The sequence below is a fragment of the Chitinophaga sp. 180180018-3 genome (genome assembly GCF_037893185.1).
Classification (GTDB): Bacteria; Bacteroidota; Bacteroidia; order Chitinophagales; family Chitinophagaceae; genus Chitinophaga.
Window position 1 is genome coordinate 1,184,164 of record NZ_CP140772.1, and the last position, 17,964, is coordinate 1,202,127.

The 17,964-nt window shown below is 45.2% G+C and carries 16 protein-coding genes; 12 read left to right on the forward strand and 4 right to left on the reverse strand.

The genetic code is table 11. The annotated features are described in order from the left end of the window. Window positions 1-4: 4 nt before the first annotated feature. The 5 genes from UNH61_RS04780 (at window position 5) to UNH61_RS04800 (ending at window position 5,775) form a co-directional block, all read left to right on the forward strand. Window positions 5-769 carry a glucosamine-6-phosphate deaminase gene (locus UNH61_RS04780; protein ID WP_326990982.1) on the forward strand — a complete coding sequence of 255 codons (765 nt, stop codon included), beginning with the start codon at window positions 5-7 and terminating at the stop codon, window positions 767-769. Then, window positions 741-1,604 carry an ROK family protein gene (locus tag UNH61_RS04785; RefSeq protein WP_326990983.1) on the forward strand — a complete coding sequence of 288 codons (864 nt, stop codon included), beginning with the start codon at window positions 741-743 and terminating at the stop codon, window positions 1,602-1,604. Before UNH61_RS04780 ends, UNH61_RS04785 begins: the two co-directional genes overlap by 29 nt. A 30-nt stretch (window positions 1,605-1,634) precedes the next feature. Next, entirely contained in the window at window positions 1,635-3,335 is a 1,701-nt protein-coding gene (locus UNH61_RS04790; RefSeq protein ID WP_326990984.1) for a GMC family oxidoreductase, read from the forward strand. Continuing rightward, entirely contained in the window at window positions 3,336-3,881 is a 546-nt protein-coding gene (locus UNH61_RS04795) for a gluconate 2-dehydrogenase subunit 3 family protein (protein WP_326990985.1), read from the forward strand. It abuts the gene before it with no gap. Between the two features lie 91 nt (window positions 3,882-3,972). Beyond that, a complete protein-coding gene (locus UNH61_RS04800; RefSeq protein WP_326990987.1) occupies window positions 3,973-5,775 on the forward strand; it encodes a glycoside hydrolase domain-containing protein in 1,803 nt (600 codons plus the stop codon). 132 nt (window positions 5,776-5,907) lie between these two features. Here the strand turns inward: UNH61_RS04800 and UNH61_RS04805 are convergent, their stop codons facing one another. Next, a complete protein-coding gene (locus tag UNH61_RS04805) occupies window positions 5,908-7,242 on the reverse strand; it encodes an amidohydrolase (RefSeq protein ID WP_326990988.1) in 1,335 nt (444 codons plus the stop codon). Between the two features lie 194 nt (window positions 7,243-7,436). Here UNH61_RS04805 and UNH61_RS04810 point away from each other — a divergent pair, with 194 nt between their 5' ends. The 3 genes from UNH61_RS04810 (at window position 7,437) to UNH61_RS04820 (ending at window position 10,224) form a co-directional block, all read left to right on the forward strand. Then, on the forward strand, window positions 7,437-8,657 hold the full coding sequence (locus UNH61_RS04810) for an amidohydrolase (RefSeq protein ID WP_326990989.1): 1,221 nt from the start codon (window positions 7,437-7,439) through the stop codon (window positions 8,655-8,657). A gap of 110 nt (window positions 8,658-8,767) precedes the next feature. Continuing rightward, window positions 8,768-9,250, forward strand: a complete 483-nt coding sequence (locus tag UNH61_RS04815) for a DUF4822 domain-containing protein (RefSeq protein ID WP_326990990.1) — start codon at window positions 8,768-8,770, stop codon at window positions 9,248-9,250. Window positions 9,251-9,366: 116 nt separating this feature from the next. Further along, window positions 9,367-10,224 carry a helix-turn-helix transcriptional regulator gene (locus UNH61_RS04820; protein WP_326990991.1) on the forward strand — a complete coding sequence of 286 codons (858 nt, stop codon included), beginning with the start codon at window positions 9,367-9,369 and terminating at the stop codon, window positions 10,222-10,224. A 136-nt stretch (window positions 10,225-10,360) separates the two neighbouring features. On the opposite strand, the gene UNH61_RS04825 is transcribed toward UNH61_RS04820, so the two are convergent. Further along, window positions 10,361-10,828: an MEKHLA domain-containing protein gene (locus UNH61_RS04825; RefSeq protein WP_326990992.1), complete on the reverse strand. Its 468-nt coding sequence runs from the start codon at window positions 10,826-10,828 to the stop codon at window positions 10,361-10,363. Between the two features lie 8 nt (window positions 10,829-10,836). Then, window positions 10,837-12,576 carry a thiamine pyrophosphate-dependent enzyme gene (locus tag UNH61_RS04830; RefSeq protein ID WP_326990993.1) on the reverse strand — a complete coding sequence of 580 codons (1,740 nt, stop codon included), beginning with the start codon at window positions 12,574-12,576 and terminating at the stop codon, window positions 10,837-10,839. A gap of 407 nt (window positions 12,577-12,983) precedes the next feature. On the opposite strand from UNH61_RS04830, the gene UNH61_RS04835 reads away from it, so the two are divergent. Beyond that, a complete protein-coding gene (locus tag UNH61_RS04835; protein WP_326990994.1) occupies window positions 12,984-13,931 on the forward strand; it encodes a hypothetical protein in 948 nt (315 codons plus the stop codon). 111 nt (window positions 13,932-14,042) lie between these two features. On the opposite strand, the gene UNH61_RS04840 is transcribed toward UNH61_RS04835, so the two are convergent. Then, window positions 14,043-14,603 carry a TetR/AcrR family transcriptional regulator gene (locus UNH61_RS04840; RefSeq protein WP_326990995.1) on the reverse strand — a complete coding sequence of 187 codons (561 nt, stop codon included), beginning with the start codon at window positions 14,601-14,603 and terminating at the stop codon, window positions 14,043-14,045. Window positions 14,604-14,732: 129 nt separating this feature from the next. Between UNH61_RS04840 and UNH61_RS04845 the strand changes: the two genes are divergently transcribed. The 3 genes from UNH61_RS04845 (at window position 14,733) to UNH61_RS04855 (ending at window position 17,850) form a co-directional block, all read left to right on the forward strand. Next, complete coding sequence (locus UNH61_RS04845; RefSeq protein WP_326990996.1) at window positions 14,733-15,590, forward strand: sterol desaturase family protein; 858 nt, start codon at window positions 14,733-14,735, stop codon at window positions 15,588-15,590. Between the two features lie 354 nt (window positions 15,591-15,944). Then, window positions 15,945-16,541 (forward strand): RNA polymerase sigma-70 factor, encoded by a 597-nt coding sequence (locus tag UNH61_RS04850; protein ID WP_326990997.1) that lies wholly within the window; start codon window positions 15,945-15,947, stop codon window positions 16,539-16,541. Window positions 16,542-16,638: 97 nt separating this feature from the next. After that, window positions 16,639-17,850: a FecR domain-containing protein gene (locus tag UNH61_RS04855; protein ID WP_326990998.1), complete on the forward strand. Its 1,212-nt coding sequence runs from the start codon at window positions 16,639-16,641 to the stop codon at window positions 17,848-17,850. Window positions 17,851-17,964 lie beyond the last annotated feature (114 nt).

The window sequence follows — 17,964 nt, forward strand, 5'->3', positions numbered from 1 at the left end:
AATCGTGAAATTAAGGATCTGTCGAACTTATGAGGAACTTTCTGCGAAAGTTGCTGAGTATGTAATTATGCTGATGTCGGGCTATGAAAAGCCATTGCTTTGTCCGGCCTCCGGCGACACGCCCGCGGGTTTGTATAAAGTATTGGCAGAAAGATGCCAGGGGGGAAAGTGCAATATTGCCGATTGGAGCTTTGTTGGCCTGGATGAATGGGTAGGCCTCAACGGAACCGATGAGGGAAGCTGCCGGTATTCAATCGACCAAACGTTGTTTCGTCCGCTCAGCATCGCTGAAAATAACATCTGTTTTTTTGACGGCCGTTCGGAGGATTTACAAAAAGAGTGCGAGACTGCCGAGCAGTTTATCAGCGCAGGAAACGGAATGGATGTGGCAATTCTGGGTTTGGGAATGAATGGGCATATTGCCATGAATGAGCCCTTATGCACCATTGACGGCAGGGCGCAGGTAGTGGCGCTGCATGCCGTGACTAAGCAGGTGGGACAAAAGTATTTTAATCAGCCCCAGGTATTAGACAGAGGGATTACTTTAGGAATGGGCACACTCAGGGAAAGCAGGCATATTATTTTAATGGTGAGTGGTAAGCACAAAGCATCCATTGTCAGGAAGCTGTTAGAGGAACCTGTTACAAATGAGCTGCCTGCAAGCCTTTTGCTGGATCATCCGTCTGTAACAGTTTTTTTAGATGCGGATGCTGCTGTTGATTTATCAAATAAAGAGATAGATGGAGAGAACGCAGATCTTAGGCATTGATCTTGGCGGAACAAATCTCCGCGCTGGCGTAGTTAATAAAGGAGCCCTGCAGTCTGTCATCTCCCAAACCCTCTACGCGCAGGGAACAAGAGAAGAAATTCTTAACCAGGTTTTTGGTGTCATTGATAACGTCATCAATGCCGACGTAGGGGCCATTGGTATTGGGGCGCCTGGCCTTGTAGACCCGGTTAGCGGGATATTATATGATGTAGTGAACATTCCTTCCATCAATGAAACGAACCTGCGAAGTATTTTGGAGCAACGTTATAACATGCCGGTGAAAATCGAAAATGACGCCAACTGTTTTGCGCTGGGTGAATTTTATTTTGGTATCGGGAGTGCCTGTGAATCGCTGGTGGGGTTAACAATAGGAACCGGATTAGGAACAGGAATTATAGTCAATGGAAAAATACTTGCCGGGAAACACGGAGGGGCAGGGGAGTTTGGGATGATCAACTATCTCGACAAAAATATTGAGTATTATGTCAGCGGTCGTTTTTTTGAACATCACTATAAAACAACAGGAGAAGTTGTTTATATAAGCGCACTGGCAGGAGATCCGGAGGCGATAGCCATGTATGAAGCATTCGGCCGGCATTTGGGGGCAGCCATCAACGTGATCCTCTATGCGTTGGACACGGAATGTATTGTCATTGGCGGTGCTGTGAAAGCAGCTTTTTCTTTTTACGCGAAAAGCATGTGGGATACGGTTCGCAGCTTTGAATTCAAGCGTACTGTTTCAGCTTTGAAAATAGAAGCATCTGCCCTGGTGAACAGTAATATTTTAGGTGCAGCAGCTTTGCATCTTCCGGTAGTTGAAGGAAGTCAGAAATAAATTCAATCATCAACAAATAAATTTTTGCGTATGGCAGATAGTACGGATGCTACCAGGCATTATGATGCCATTGTTGTTGGCAGCGGTATCAGCGGTGGCTGGGCGGCAAAGGAACTGTGTGAAAAAGGATTGAAAACGCTGGTGCTGGAGCGGGGCAGGAATGTGGAACATATAAAAGATTATCCAACCGCCAGTACGCCGGTTTGGGAGTTCAAATACCGGGGCGCGCTTCCGAAAGCAGTGTTGGATGCAAACCCCTATATCAGCAGAGCCGCCGGCTACGATGCCACTACGGCGCATTTTTTTGTAAAGGATGCAGATCATCCTTATATCCAGGAAAAGCCTTTCGAATGGATACGTGGCTACCAGGTGGGCGGGAAGTCGCTCATATGGGGCCGTGCCTGCGCCCGTTGGAGTGAAATGGATTTCACCGCTCCGCACCGCTATGGTTATGGCATTGAATGGCCCATCGGATATAACGATATTGCCCCCTGGTATAGTCATGTTGAGAAATTCATTGGTGTTTGTGGAAATAAGGAAGGTATCGACACTATGCCGGATGGGGAATTTATGCCTGCATTTGAATTGAATTGTGTAGAACAGCATTTGAAACATGTGGTGGCAGCTAAGTTTAACCGGCACTACGTATCCGGCAGATGGGCCCAGGTAACACAGCCACAGGATATTCAGAAAGAGCAGCACCGGCAATGCCTCAGCCGGAACCTTTGCATGCGTGGCTGCCCGCTGGGAGGATACTTTAGCTCCAATGCCTCTACGCTGCCCTGGGCGGAAAAAACAGGTAATCTGACGATACGGCCTTTCTCTGTAGTACATTCCGTTATTTATGATGAGGCCTCCGGTAAGGCAACAGGAGTAAAGGTGATCGATGCCCGTACAAAAGAAGAAATCATCTTTCATGCGAAAATTATTTTCCTCAATGCTTCCGCTTTAAATACCAATCTCGTTTTGCTGAACTCAACTTCCAAACGTTTCCCGAATGGATTAGGGAACGACAACGGTTTGCTGGGTAAGTATATCTGTTTCCATAATTACAGGGCGGGGATGAGCGGAGAGTTTGATGGTTTTGAAGATAAGTATTACAAGGTGTCTAAACCTGCGGAATGCATTATCCCTAACTTCCGGAACGTGTATGAGAAAGACACGGATTTTGTAGGTGGATATGTGATCTTCAGTGCTGCCTACCGGGAAAAGCTGAACGACAAAAACATCCCGCCGGTACTGGGCACTGAATTCAAAGAAGCCATCAGCAAGCCCGGGAAATGGGGCGCCTACATGTATATGCAGGGCGAAACTATTCCCAAAGAAAGTAATCATGTGAGATTGAGTAAAGATAAAAAAGATGAATGGGGCATTCCTTTGCTGATCACGTCTGTCGATTATGATGATAACGACGATAAGATGGTCAACGATTTTATTGAACAGGGGAAAGCCATGCTAACAGCTGCCGGCGCAAAGAACATCTCCGTGAGTGAGAACCGTCAGCCACCAGGCCTGGATATACATGAAATGGGCGGAGTACGTATGGGAAAAGATCCTGCTACTTCTTTACTGAATGAATGGAATCAGTTACATCTTTGCAAAAATGTATTTGTTACTGATGGCGCCTGTATGACAAGTACCGGCAACCAGAGCCCGTCTATTCTTTATATGTCTTTAACCGCAAGAGCTGCTAACTATGCAGTAGAGCAATTAAAAAAAGGAGCGTTGTAAATGGACCGTCGGGAGTTAATAAAATCAATCGCGGTACTTACCGGTGCTGCATTTGTTGGGGGAAACCTGTTCCTTGCCGGGTGTAAGGAGCATAATGAACAGGTTTTTAGTAGCGGCGATATTGCATTCCTGGATGAGGTAGCGGAAACTATTATTCCCCGTACCAATACGCCGGGCGCAAAAGATGCTGAAGTGGGGAAATTCATCGCCGCGTATGCTTCGGATTGTTATGATACTAAGCAACAACAGGTATTGAAGCAGGGGATCACTCAGTTAAATGAGGTGTCGAAGAAAAAGTTTAATACAAAATTTGTTGAGCTCTCTGCGGAACAAAAGAAAGCGTTGCTTACAGAAATAGATGGAGAAGCGAAGCAGCAAAGCCGGCAGGAAAAGGCAACGCCACATTATTTTACGTTGATGAAGCAGTTGACTTTGTTAGGTTTCTTTACATCAAAAGCCGGTGCAACACAGGTGTTGCATTATGTTCCGGTGCCCGGTGGTTATGAGGGATGTGTTGATTATAATGGAGAAACTGCATGGGCGTGAGTTGTAGTATGTAATTTTATTTGTCGACCGGGATCATTTGAGCATTTGAATATCAATGTTGCATGCATTGACCGACGTTAAATTTTCCGCAATGAAGAAACTGATATGTATATTCAGCCTGGCTTCAATAACAGCTTTCGCACAACAAAAAGGACAAATAGCTACGGCCCGTTTACCGGTGCTGGCACCACACTATCAACAGGAATATACTTTTGATGAACCTGTGGATCCTGCCGCCTGGAATGGCCTGCGCGGCGGTTTGCATGTGGCCTTTGGCTCAACAGAGCATGCTTATTTCAGGGCAGAGGTGCCTTCTCAAAAGACCGCCACTACGTGGGAGGCTACGGGATGGAAGAATGAAAGGCTCAACGCACAGCTCCTGGTATGGTCGCCCGACAGCCTGCGCCAGGTGCGCTTTGTAGTAAGCGACCTGGTGAGTACAGATAAAAACGTGATCCGCCACCAGCAGGTGAAACTTCACCTGGTGCGCTATGTACTGTCTAACTATCCCTATGGTGCAAAGGACGCCGTATGCGACGCTACGCCGTACAAACAGGGCTTCCTGATGCCGGACAGGTTTGAAGACTTCGACCGGTTCGACCTGCCGGGCAGAACCACCAGGCCGGTATGGCTTTCCGTGGACGTCCCCGCAGATGCCGCAGCAGGACAATACACTGGTACAGTGCTGGTGCATACGGAACATTATACGGATACCCTGTATATAAAAATAAGAGTGCAGCAGCAGTTGTTGCCGCCGCCGCACAACTGGCAATACCGCCTGGATCTCTGGCAGAATCCCTGGGTGGTGGCGTGGTACAACCACCTGGAGCCCTGGTCAGCAGAACACAAGGCTTTGCTGAAAAAGCACCTGCAGTTATACGCAGACGCTGGCGGCAAATACATCACCACGTATGGGGTGCATTCTCCCTGGTCAGATAACTCCTATATGATTGAAGGGGGCATGATCACCTGGATAAAGCAAAAGAATGGCTCCTGGAAATATGATTACAGCATATTTGACGATTACGTGGAAATGGCGATGGAGTTGGGTATCGACAAAGCCATCACTATCTACACGCCAGTTCCCTGGGGTAACCGTTTCCGTTATACAGATGAAGCCACCGGCAACTATGTGTACGAGGAATGGGCGCCGGCAACAGCTGTATACCGTACACGCTGGCATGATTTCCTGACTGATCTCAAAACACATCTGGAAAAGAAAGGCTGGTTTAAAAAGACCTACCTGGGCATCAATGAAAACGAGATGGAACAAACGCTGGCAGCTATCAAAGTGATAAAGGAACATTCTCCTGAATGGCGTATCACTTATGCCGGCAACTGGCATCAGGAGCTGGATACTTTGCTGGATGATTACTGTTACCTGTATGGTAAAGAACCTTCAGAGAGCCAGCAGCAACAGCGCAGTGCCAGAGGAGCTACCACTACTTTTTACGTTTGCTGTAACCCACCGGTGCCTAACAACTTTGTATTTTCTCCCCCTGTTGAGGGACGCTGGATCAGCTGGTATTCCTTTGCACGCGGCTATGATGGCTTCCTGCGCTGGGCCTATGATGCCTGGGCGGAAGATCCTGCAAGAGATGCCCGCCACGGTTCCTGGCCGGCGGGCGATTGTTTCCTGGTATATCCCGGTGGTAACAGTTGTATCAGGTTTGAGAAGCTACGGGAAGGAATAGCGGATTATGAGAAGATCCGTATCTTAAAAGCACGGGTGGCAGCATCCGGCAATAAAACGGCGAAGCGCAGCTGGCAGGCGTTGGAGCAGCATTTGAAAATATTCACTACTGAGCATGATTTTAATGAAGAAAAGATCACGGGCGATGTAGATAAAGGAAGATCGCTGATAGCGGCTTTGAGCGATGAATTGGCGCGTTAAAAGAATATGCTGCATGAGCAGGCAACAATACCGGATACAGAAAAGGCTTGTAAGCGGAAGCTTACAAGCCTTTTCTGTATCCGGCCCCGGATTATTTTTCGGCCTTTTATACAACGCTTCAGTACAGAATATTTAGTATACGATTTGTCCTTTATTAATCAGCGATCTTACCGGTGAAATTCTTGCTACTGCCTCTGCTGAGCAGCTGGCATCTATCAACACTACGTTTGCCGCATCGCCGGCTTTGGGCCATTGCTGTACGCCTTTGTCATCAAGCGGGAGTACATTGCCGGTAGCAAGCTTCAGACTTCTCGACAGCAGGAACTCGGAAGAGTAGCCGTACAGCTGAGCCATTGTATGGGCTTTTTCCAAAACACTTCCTGATCCCAACGAGCTCCAATGGTCAATGATGCTGTCGTTTCCGGTCATCACAGTTACGTTATGCTTGTAGAGTGTAGGTATAGGCATAATAAGCCCTCCGAATGGAATCGTAGAAACAATACCGATGCCTGCAGCGCCCAATTGCTCAGCTATCTCTTCCTGTTTCACTTTATCGATCTTACCCAGTACAAAGCAGTGGCTCAGGAATGTTTTGTGCCGAAGAGCCTGATTTTCGTTTACCTTCTTAATCAGGTATTCTACTGTTTTTAATCCGGACTCTCCTAATTCATGCAGGTGTATATCGATTCCCTTTTTGTTGTCCAACGCGAGCTGTACGGTGAAATCTATTGTTTTTTCGATAGCGCCGTCAATAGTATAAGGATCAAGACCGCCGATGAAATCGATATCCATCTTTGCAGCTTCCTTGAGATACGGTACTGAATCCGTATAGAATACGCCATGCTGAGGAAACGCTACCAGTTCTGCACCAAAGGAGTGCTTTTTGTTATCCAATGCTTTGAGCAGGTTATTGAGCGATTGCAGTTTTGAAGTAGGTTCAATATTGACATGACTTCTGGCGAAGCTGCTACCTTTAGACTGCAGCAATTCCACCAGCTTTTCTGCCCGGTAAGTGGAAGTTTTCAACATTTCCGGAAGGATCTTCTGTTCCAGGGCAATCATGCCCTTAACACCGCCCGGTCCTCTTCTGGTGGCCTGCCATGGGCCGCCGTAGAAGGTCTTGTCGAGGTGGATGTGCATATCCCTGAAGGCCGGAAGCATCAGCCAGCCCTTCGCATCAATAGCATCGGTGGCATTTGGTTTATTGGCGGAAATGCTTTTGATTTTCCCGTCTTTGATTTCCACACAGTATAATTCGGTATTTGTGTGAACTACCTCTCCTTCTTCATAAACAAATCCTGTTTCAAGCCGCACGTTCTTCAGCAGGTAGCTTTTTCCGGCATTGCCTGCCGCATCACCGGCAAACGCTTCCGCGGACGCCAGTAAGCCGGTAGCAAAAGCCATCCCTGCCATTCCTAATCCAGACATTCTTATAAATTCCTTTCGGGATATTTCGGTTTTCTTCATAGTCCCCATCATTTTTCACAAAATTAATCTTCATAGTCGTTTATGCTGTGAAGGATTCATGATATGCCTTGAAAGATTTATCAATAATTCGCCGGTTATTATAAATCTTTCAAGTATCCGTATAGATAGCACAAAGTTCTGGAGATATTTACCGCTTACTTTGTTGTAATAATCCGGAATAAAAAATGGAACAAATGGATAAAATAGCAAACGACAGTCGTTATACATTCAAAAATGTACTGCTGGAAACGGGGTTTGAGTATGATGGGGAAGAAGTGGTAAAGACAAAAACCGCGCTTTTCTGTGTTGAAATAGAAGACGGTAAGATAAAGGCTATCGCACCCAACGATCCTGCTAAGGATGCCATTGATGCGAAAGGCTGGCTGATGCTTCCTGCATTTAAGGATATGCACGCCCATTTGGATAAGATGCTCTATGGTTTGCCATGGCAGGCTGTTTCGGCGAAAAGGAGAACCGTGAAGGATCAGATAGCCTATGAGCAGAAGATGATCCCTGAATGGCTGAAAACTTCCGTGGAACGGACAGAAAAACTGATTGAGTTTCTGCAATCAAACGGTACACACTATATCCGTTCTCATTTTAATATCGATCCTACCTCCGGCTTTGATTCATTAAAACACCTGGAGATAGCGCTGAAGAACAAACAGAAAACGGCAGGGGCGGAGTTGGTCGCTTTTCCCCAGCATGGGGTGTTTTACACCAACACGGCTCCTTTGTTAAAAGAAGTGGCAAAAATGGACATAGATTTCATCGGCGGAGTAGATCCATATTCCATTGATGGAAGTATAGAAAAAACTATGGACCTGATCACGCAGCTGGCTATCGATCACAACAGGGGAATTGATATTCATTTGCATGAGGCAGGTGAATCCGGTGTGAAGACGATAGAATACCTGATTAACAAGGCAAATGAAAATCCGGTGCTTCGTGGCAAAACCTTTGTGAGCCACGCTTTTGCGCTGGGTCATCTTTCAGGGGTAGAAACGGAGCGCATGGCGGCACGACTGGCTGAAGCTGGTGTAGGCATTGTTTCTTCTGTGCCTTTCGGCAATACCATTATGCCAATTCCCGTGTTAAGAAAGCATGGCGTAGAAGTACTGGTGGGTAACGATAATATCCAGGATCACTGGAGCACATTCGGACCAGGCAACATGCTCCGGAAGGCAAAGCTCATCGCTGGTCTTTATGGCTATACTTCCGAATGGGCACTTTCAAGAACGCTGGCCTTTGCTACAAGGTATGTGCTTCCATTGGATGATAAAGGCAACCAGCAATGGCCTAAAGCAGGCAACGACGCAGATCTTGTATTCCTGGAAGCATCCTGCTCTGCCGAAGTAGTGGCAAGGGTTTCACCTGTTAAATCGTTGGTGCATAAAGGAAATATTGTATTCTGATCAATGCCGGTTTATCTGCCCCGTTATAAATCTTTCAAGATTCAGGAGGAAAAACGCAAAGGTAAGTTATACGGGGCAGGTACCTTTGTTGTGCTTAAAATTTCATTTATATGAAGAATGTAAAAAAAGTAACCAGCCTTCTTTTATTGGCGGTATGTAGCATCTTTTTCTTTAGCTGCAGCAAAGATAAAGACCCTGAGCCGAAACAACTCACACCAGCTGAAACGCTTGCCAGTACTCCCTGGGAAACTACCAATGCAAAAAATAACAAAGGAGAAAACGTGGTGTTGACCGATGCAAACGTATCTAACTTTGTAGGTTTCGCTTATTTCAAGGCAGATGGTACATTCACCATGTACAACCTGGACAATTCACCGAAAATGCATGGCGACTGGACGGTTTCCGCTGATGGAAAAACCCGTACTATCGTTGCGAAGAATGATGCAGGCGCCGTGTTGTTCACCCGTGTGGTTGACATCACTGTTCTGACAAAACAGGAGTTTACCTACCGTATTTATCCTGATAGTAACGACAAAACGGTATACTTCGATATTATCCATACACCAACCACTCACGCGGAACCTAAAAAGTAGCAGGATAACCTGATTATTAAGATGGATTGGCTCTGCCTGTTTTCAGGGCCAATCCATTTTTTATTGCCATAAATTTTCATATTTTAGAAGTTGAACTTCCAACTTAATTGGTTGATATGAAGATTTACGATGATACAAGCTACATCCCTGTTTTAGGTCTCCATGAATTCAGGAAGGGCCAGCTGGCTGGCAGGGAAGAATTCCTCTTCAATGAACTGCATGGTGAACGGCATATCGAAAAGCCGCATAAGCATGATTTTTTTATCATCAATCTGTTTGAATCGGCAAAAGGGGTTCATAATATCGATTTTCACGATTATCCAATCGGAAATAAGCAAATTCATGTGCTGTTTCCCGGACAGGTACATACCTGGAGTATCAAGCCCAATACAACGGGCTACCAGCTGATGATACAGCAGCGTTTTTTCGAACGCTTCGCACCATTCTTCCGTTTTTCGTTTTCGAATTACATGAATCATCCGGTGATCCCGCTGACCAACAATAATTTCAAATTGCTGAAGTATGAATTTGATGCGATCAAGGATGAACTGAGTTCGCCTGACTCCGTACAGGAGATTATCAGCGCGCGCGCCGCCGTTATTGCCGCGATTGTAAGTAAAGAGGCAGAGAATATTTTTACTGATTTGAAAGTATTGCAATCTAATCCGAGGCTTGCACAATTCAATATGCTGATTGATAAATTTTACAAGCGGGAAAAACTGGTGGGGTTCTATGCTTCAAAGTTGCATATCTCTGCCAACTATTTGAATATTCTTTGTAAAAATCAGCTTCATGTATCGGCTACTAAATTGATACAGCAACGAGTGCTGCTGGAAGCAAAGCGGCTGTTGCAGACAACGGATCTGTCTATAAAGGAAATTGCGTTTGAGCTTGGCTTTGTGGATCATGCGTATTTTTCTAATTTTTTTAAGGCACAGGCAGGGGTTACGCCGACGCAGTTCAGGGAGGGATAGTCAGGAAAATTGCCAATGAAAAGCTGGAAGCAAAGCTGCCAGCCCTTCACTGGCTTCACCGGTAAGAATCCACCATCCACATGATCTTCTTCAAATGCCGTATAGCCACGCCCGTAGCTAGCGGGTTTCCGACTTGTTAAACATACCACGCAGGCCTTTCCGATTCATTGCACCAGAAAAGTGCTGCTTGCCCGAGTGCTGATCCATCCGGATGGACTAGCCGCCATATCACACCATCATAAATCGTGAAAGTATTCCCGTATTTATCAACACGAGGGCCGGTATAATGATAAGCAATGCCGTTGAACGTCACGTCCTGTAACAACCGCTCTCTTTGACTCCTGTCCTGTGGTGCTGCACTTAGCCGGGAGGGAAGTTGCAGGAATTCATCTATGCTGTATTTAAAACAAGACAACGCAAACTGATTGGCATAAATGAAATGAGGATCAGTACCAGTTCCATGCGCCAGGATGCTATATGGAGCTTTTTCATGCAGCCATTGTGCGCGTTCCGAAACATCCGGTGGCGCTGGAAGTGGCCTGCCATTCCTATGAAGGAAATTTTGATCAATTTGTGTGATTAAAGAAATATACGATGATGTCATGGCTGTAATTATAAATTTTTGAGACGGGGATTCTGGCCCAGCTCCTGTTGGTGATCTACCGGCACTTCTATGAGCAGGGAACGTTGTCCATACATTTCCATACGATGTAATATCTCCTCCAGATTGCACAGGTCAGGCCGTAGCCGTACAACCTCCCAGCCACAGGCGCTGGCGATCGCGCAATAATCGATGGTAGTAACACGTGCATGGTAATGTGGTACTGCGATATCGGGTAATACCTTTTCCAGTCCTTGTTCAACGATGGACAAAGATTCATTGTTCAACAGAAAAATAATGATACCCAGCTGGCTTGCTTCTCCTAAGGATCCGGAAAAGAGGCGGAAGCATCCATCACCGGTAAACAAAAAAACCGGGCGATCGGGGTCAGATAATTTCGCTCCTACAGCTGCTCCGAAAGCTCCACCCATAGCGGAACCACGATAGAGGGAGTAGAAATCGATATTGTCATTAGGTCGTTGCGTTACATATTGCCGGTCTTTATAAGCCAGGCAAACATCATCTATTCCCAGCGAATGTGCAGGCCACCATTTATTGAGACGCTGATATAGAGTAGCCATATTCACATATCCTTCCCGCGGAGTGGCAAATGGTCGGTCGTTCAAATCTGCCGGCGCTTTCACAACAGATTTGTTGGTGAAGGGATAGTGCCGGCCGGCGTATATCAGTGTATTTAACAACACATCCAGCGGGCCGCAGAAATGATCGTATCCGCCGGTGGCTACATGGCGCAGGCTGTTCTCCACTAAGCCATATGCCTGCGGAATATTCCCCAGGAAAAAGGTATGAGCAGCCTTAAAGCCACTGAAATTAATAGTGTATTCATCCGGGCAGGCGCCCAGTACAACCAGTACATCCTCCTCGCCCAACGAATTAAACAGCGACATTGCCTTATCATTTCCTCCAAAAGAAATATAGCCGTAGCCGTAGGGATTATCCTGGCTCACAGCGTTGGCGCCATTGATGCTCCAGATGGCGGCTGCCTGTAGTTGTTCGCATAATTGTGTGGTGAGCTGCCTGGCATTGGGGTAGCGCGCCATTTCTTCTCCCACCAAAACTATTACCCGCTTGTCGTCTGTTATTTCCCGGAATGCAGCCACAAAAGCTTCCGGGACATCGTCTTCTTCCGATAACTCTTCTTCAGGTAATGGCATGGTATACTCCATTACCGGGCGCCCCACGGCTTCATTATCCAATACCAATACCACCGGTTTGGAGCGATCAAGGGCGGCTTTGGCGGCGGCTAACTGAGCGGTTAACGTGAATGGATCATTCAGTACAAAAACAGTATTTCCCAGTTCCGCCCGTAATTGTGCAACGATATTACTGCCGTGTATGGAAGTATCCTGTAGTGGTGAGAAGCCTTTGGTATTACTACCGGAAACAGGCACAATAAAAACGGCAGGGATGTCGTGCAGTTTAGCGTCACTTAGGCCACAGGTGATCAGTTTAGTGGCAGCTCCGGTAGTGGCCACTGCAGCGGCTATTTTTCCACTGGCCAGGTAATAACCCAACGGAACAAAACCGGCGCTGTATTCTCCCAATGTCAGAAATGCCGGATCGTCCGAAGGCAGATCATCAAGCGGTTTGAGGTACTTTAGCAGATGAATAACACCACCGCCGGTAACGCCGGTGTATAACGTTATTCCCCAGTCAGTAAGGGTGTCGATAATGAGCTGATAATTATCAGTCACGCATGGAATGGTTCCATAGTGGTCATTGAGGGTCATAGAATAGTAATTAAAATTAATGTTGTTTATATTAATTCATGGTTTTTGTATATGATTTTTAAGGGCTTTAGAGGAAGATTATTGATATGGTTTTCAAATGGGTTTGATGGTTACTTTGCTCACATTCACTGTACCACAAGTATAATCAGTATTTTTCAGATAGAAAATTTTTCTTGCCGGTCCGTGCAGGAGAAAACATACATCTTGCTGATTGCCTGCGTTTGCGCAAATTATTATTTTTTTGTTAGCATAGCATTTTGCCTGATAAAGCTACTTTTAAGTTGCCTCTTATTTTCTAATGCCATTTTAATTCAACATACAAATAACATCAACATTAATTTGATAAATTAAACCTTTAGATTATGACACTGTCTATAATCACTATATAGCATAATCTGTAAAAGCACATGAAACTTCTATCTCTATGCATTCTGTTACTGCCGGCAATACCTATGTTCGCGCAGCAACACTATAATAGAACCACTACCGCCGCATTGCACCAACGGGATTCATTGTCAGCTACCGGTAACGAGCAAACCCAAGCGGCTGACAACGAAAGACGCAAATCGTATTTTAGTACAGGCCTGCAATACCTGAGTGACAACATATATACTGGCAGAAAAGACTCTGCCCGTATCCCTTATTTGTCCGCTACAATGGGCTATTATCATAAATCGGGGTTATATGTAGAGGGGATCGTTTCTATGCTAATGAACAATACCGCTCGTGTGGATGCGGGTATAGTTACAGCAGGTTATCTGTTTTCGCGGGGTAATTTTGATGGAGAAATCAGTGCCTCCAAATTTTTCTATAATAAATTGAGTGACAACATACGATCAGAAGTGAGTGGTGATCTGCATGCCGGTGCTGCCTATGATTTTAACGAAATTGTCGCAGCTTCTGTAGATGGCTACCTGAATTTTGGATCAAAAACCGACTATGTCGCAACGGCCGCGTTGCAGCACAGTTTCGACCTGTTTAATGATCGGCTGAACATCCTGCCTACGGTGTCAGCAAATGCCGGGACGCAACACTTCTATGATGATTATTATAACAACCGTCACCTCAATCCTGTAGTAAAAGTGAGCAGGAAAAAGAAACAACGTCAACCACCAACTGTGGTGGCAGATATGAGTGGTGCCTCCAATTTTACTATACTGGATTATGAATTAAGCTTGCCGATATCTTATACTATTCATAAGCGACTAACCTTCTCTTTTGAACCCACTTATGCTATTCCGTTACACCCTGCGGTGCTTACCTTAACGACGTTGTCTACCAAGGAGTCAACGGTGAAGGTGGAACCATTGAGCAATCAGTTCTTCTGGTCTTTTGGGGTTACATATAGGTGGTAGACGGGATGTTGATTTCGAGAAAGTTATTATATAAAAATGCTTTTTCCCGGTACTTTTAAGAGCCCTCATTTTACATGCAAGGGCACTGGAAAGATCGGGAAAACCAGCTTGTCAGGCACCTTCACCTTTAAAAGTGGCAATAACTATCTTGCTGCATCTTCCAGACATGTCTGCTATACTAAAGTACATGTCATCTTCTATCCATGATACTAAAAGACTCATTACAGCGGCTGCAGCAGCATCCGATAAATATGATAATAATAATCGCTCTGCCCTGCTCCTTCCAAAAGAAGGAGCATATTTCTTTTTTATACCAAGAGAAATATTGTTTTTGAAGAACATGATCATCACATTACCGCCTTTCTTTCCTATCATGGCCTTTGCAAGGTTCACATTCTCCGAAATATGGGAAAACATATTGCTAAAATTCAATGTTGTGTCATTCTCCACAGTGAACAATGGCACATTAAGGTTATTGTGTCCATCCATCAATAACTGCTCCTTGCTTTCATAGTGCGTATAGAAAGTCGATCGGCCCACATTGGCTTTGTCAATAATATCCCTGATGGTCACGTTCTCATAATTCTTTTCCAGAATTAGCTGAATTAACGCTTCAGTAAGACTTCTTTTTGTTTTTTGGATCCTTCTGTCTACGATACCTTCTTTTTTCATTGCTGAACTTTTTTAATCAATAGTTCAATAACAGACACTTAGCGGCTTCCCTGCCTTGTATGTCGCAAAAATACCCAATACGTTTGCAAAACAAAACAATATGTTCAATAAAATTCAAATAGTTCAGAAATGAAAAAAATAATCACCTGGTATCTTTACCCGACTTTGTTACTAATAGTGCTAACGGCTGCTTTCCTGGCAATACAGTTACATTGGAATTACAAAACAGTATATGTAGTAACCACACTGTTTTTAGTACTGACATTAGTGGTGACTGAAACGGTTTTTCCACTGAATAAGGACTGGAAAATGACAAAAAGGAGCTTTTTGAGAGATCTGAGATATATCCTTATAGATGCCCCTGTTATAGCATTGACAAAAAGTGCGTTTGGTGTAGTTGCCATCTGGTATAGTGAAAATCATAGTGGGTTTTTCACGAACGCACCGGTTGTAGTAAGTACAATTAGCTTTCTCCTTGTGTTTGAATTTTTTCAATATTGGTACCACCGGCTAAGTCATACTTCCGGGGGGAAATTTGGAAACTTTCTCTGGCGGGTACATTTAGCCCATCATTTACCTGATAAGGTATATGTAATTATGCATGCAGTTTTTAATCCGGTAAATGCTTTTATTACCGCCACCATTATTCAAATGCCTCTTATTTTGCTTGGTGTTCCTCCGGAAGCGGCACTGATTGCCACTTTGTTAATTGACCTGCAAAGCCTGGTTTCACATTTCAACGTTAATATAAGAGCAGGGTTTTTTAACTACATTTTTATTGGAACAGAAACCCATCGTTACCATCACAGTGCAAAAGTGGAGGAAGCGAAGAACTATGGCAATACGCTGGCTATCTGGGATATTGTTTTTGGAACATTTTATTACAAGCCAGGTAAGAATCCGGAAAAGCTGGGCGTTGAAAATGAGGGTGAATGGCCTAAATCTGAAAATGTGCTGGAAGTAATAACTTATCCTTTCAGGAAGTAGCACATTCTGCTTGTTGGTCAAAGGTTGCAAGTGAAAGCCTGCAGCCTTTTTTGACGACTATTCTCCGATAAAGCAAGATTATAATCATCAGTTCCTGTATTGTAGATATAGCCATTGATATGGATATATAGGTAATCGGAGGATTTAATAGCGGCAACGTTAGTTTTTCAGTACCCGATATCCCCGATAGTTACCGCCAATCAGTCTTTTGGGGTTACATATAAGTGGTAGCAATCAGCGTCCATTTACACATTATCTGCAGTTAATCACGACATTTATTACCACTAATTAATTTAAGTTATTTATATTTAGATCGATTCTAAGGGCGCTTTACCAGTAATATCACATCCACACATGCAATCCGATTATTCCACACTCACGGACGATCAGTTGCTGCAATTGCTTCGGAGCAATGATGAAGGCGCATTTACAGAAATCTTCAACCGTTATTGGGAACAAATGTCCCTGTATGTGCTTAGGGTGATCCGTTCCGAAGAGGATGCCCGGGATATCGTACAGGAGGTGCTGCTATCTATCTGGAAAAGAAGGCAGGAGCTGGAGGTCCGGGGAAGCCTGGTGGCCTACCTGTTAAAAAGCGTACGCAATCTCTCTATACGTTATATAGAACGTAATATTACCCGGCATCAATTTCTCGCCACACTTTCTGAACATTTCGGGCACCTGGAGACCCCTACTGCGGCTAGCATCGCAGAACTGAAGCAGCTGGAAGAACGGGTGGACAAAGCCATAGCAGGGCTTCCATCCAAAATGCAGCGTATTTATCTGCTGAGCCGGCACGAAAATTTGTCTTACCGGGAAATTGCGCACCAGTTGGGTATTGCGGAAACGACTGTAAAGAAGCAGGTCAGCAATGCGTTGAAGATTATCAGAACAGAAATAGGCGGATTGTCTTCCACAGCGATATTATATCTCGCTTTGCTGCTGGATTAAAAAAAAATATGCATTTCATCTACTACCAACATCCGACTTACGGAATATTACAGATAGACGGACAATAATACACTAATACGGCTCAAAATCAGATCATATGAATGAGGAGCAGGCGAGGGAATTATTGCGGCGTTACCGCATGGGTTTGTGCGATGCGGAAGAAGCAGCCATAATAGAACAATGGTACGGTGCGCTTGCTGATAGACGGGAATGGCAATGGGCACCGGAGCAAAAGCAGGCTTTTGAAGATGTGCTGCGACGCAGTCTGGCTGATGCTATGAAGGAAGATGCAATAAAGGGTTCTTCCTATCTCAGGGGAGAGAGACGGCTTTCCCGGCTACGCAGGCTTTCTGCCGCCGCCGCGGCAGTGTTATTACTTGTGGGGGGGAACCTTTATTGGAGAAACCGTTACAGTCGCACACCTGAAAAGGGGCGTCCTGTTGTGTCACGTCCATTACTGCAGGATGCCGTACCCGGTGGCAACAAGGCAGTGCTGACGCTGGCAGATGGCACGCAGGTTACGCTGGACAGTACTGCTAATGGTAATATTGCACAACAAGGTAATACAAAGATCGTTAAACTGGGATCCGGTCTGCTGGCTTATAAAAACCCGACGACCGGACATCAGGAGGGAGTTGTATATAATATGCTGTCTACACCCCGCGGCGGGGAATACCAGCTGACCCTGCCGGATGGCACACGTGTATGGCTCAACGCAGCTTCATCCCTGCGTTATCCGGCAGCATTCGCCGGTAACGAAAGGGTAGTAGAACTTAAAGGCGAGGCCTATTTTGAAGTGGCTGCCAATGCCAGCATGCCTTTTTACGTACAGATACAACAATTGCAAATACAGGTATTGGGCACACGCTTCAATGTAATGGCATATGAAGATGAAAGGTTAATTAAAACAACACTATTGCAGGGTGCCGTTCTGGTAATGAAAGGTGACGATAAAGTAGTGCTGCAACCCGGACAGGAAGCCGGAGCGGCCCGGGCAGGCGGACGTTTGCAAAAAGCGCAGGTAGATGCCACTGCAGCGGTGGCATGGAAAGAAGGGCTGTTTCATTACGATCATACTGATATGCTGACTATCATGCGACAGCTCAGCAGATGGTATGATATAGAAATACAGTACGAAGGGAACGTGAAAGACATCTATTTCTCGGGACAAATATCACGTAAGAATAATTTATCGCAGGTATTGAAAATGTTTGCGCTTACAAAGGAGGTACAATTTGAGATCACCGGGAAACGGCTGACAGTTCGCTCTATAACAGCAGATGCCAGACAACGCGATAGTACACAATAAGCAGGATCGTTCATATTAATTATTGACCAAAATAAAAACGGGCCGCCCGGTAATGCGTGCCCGGAGAAAATCCCCATTCGTTTATAAAAAGCAGTATTCTGATTATCAATCATT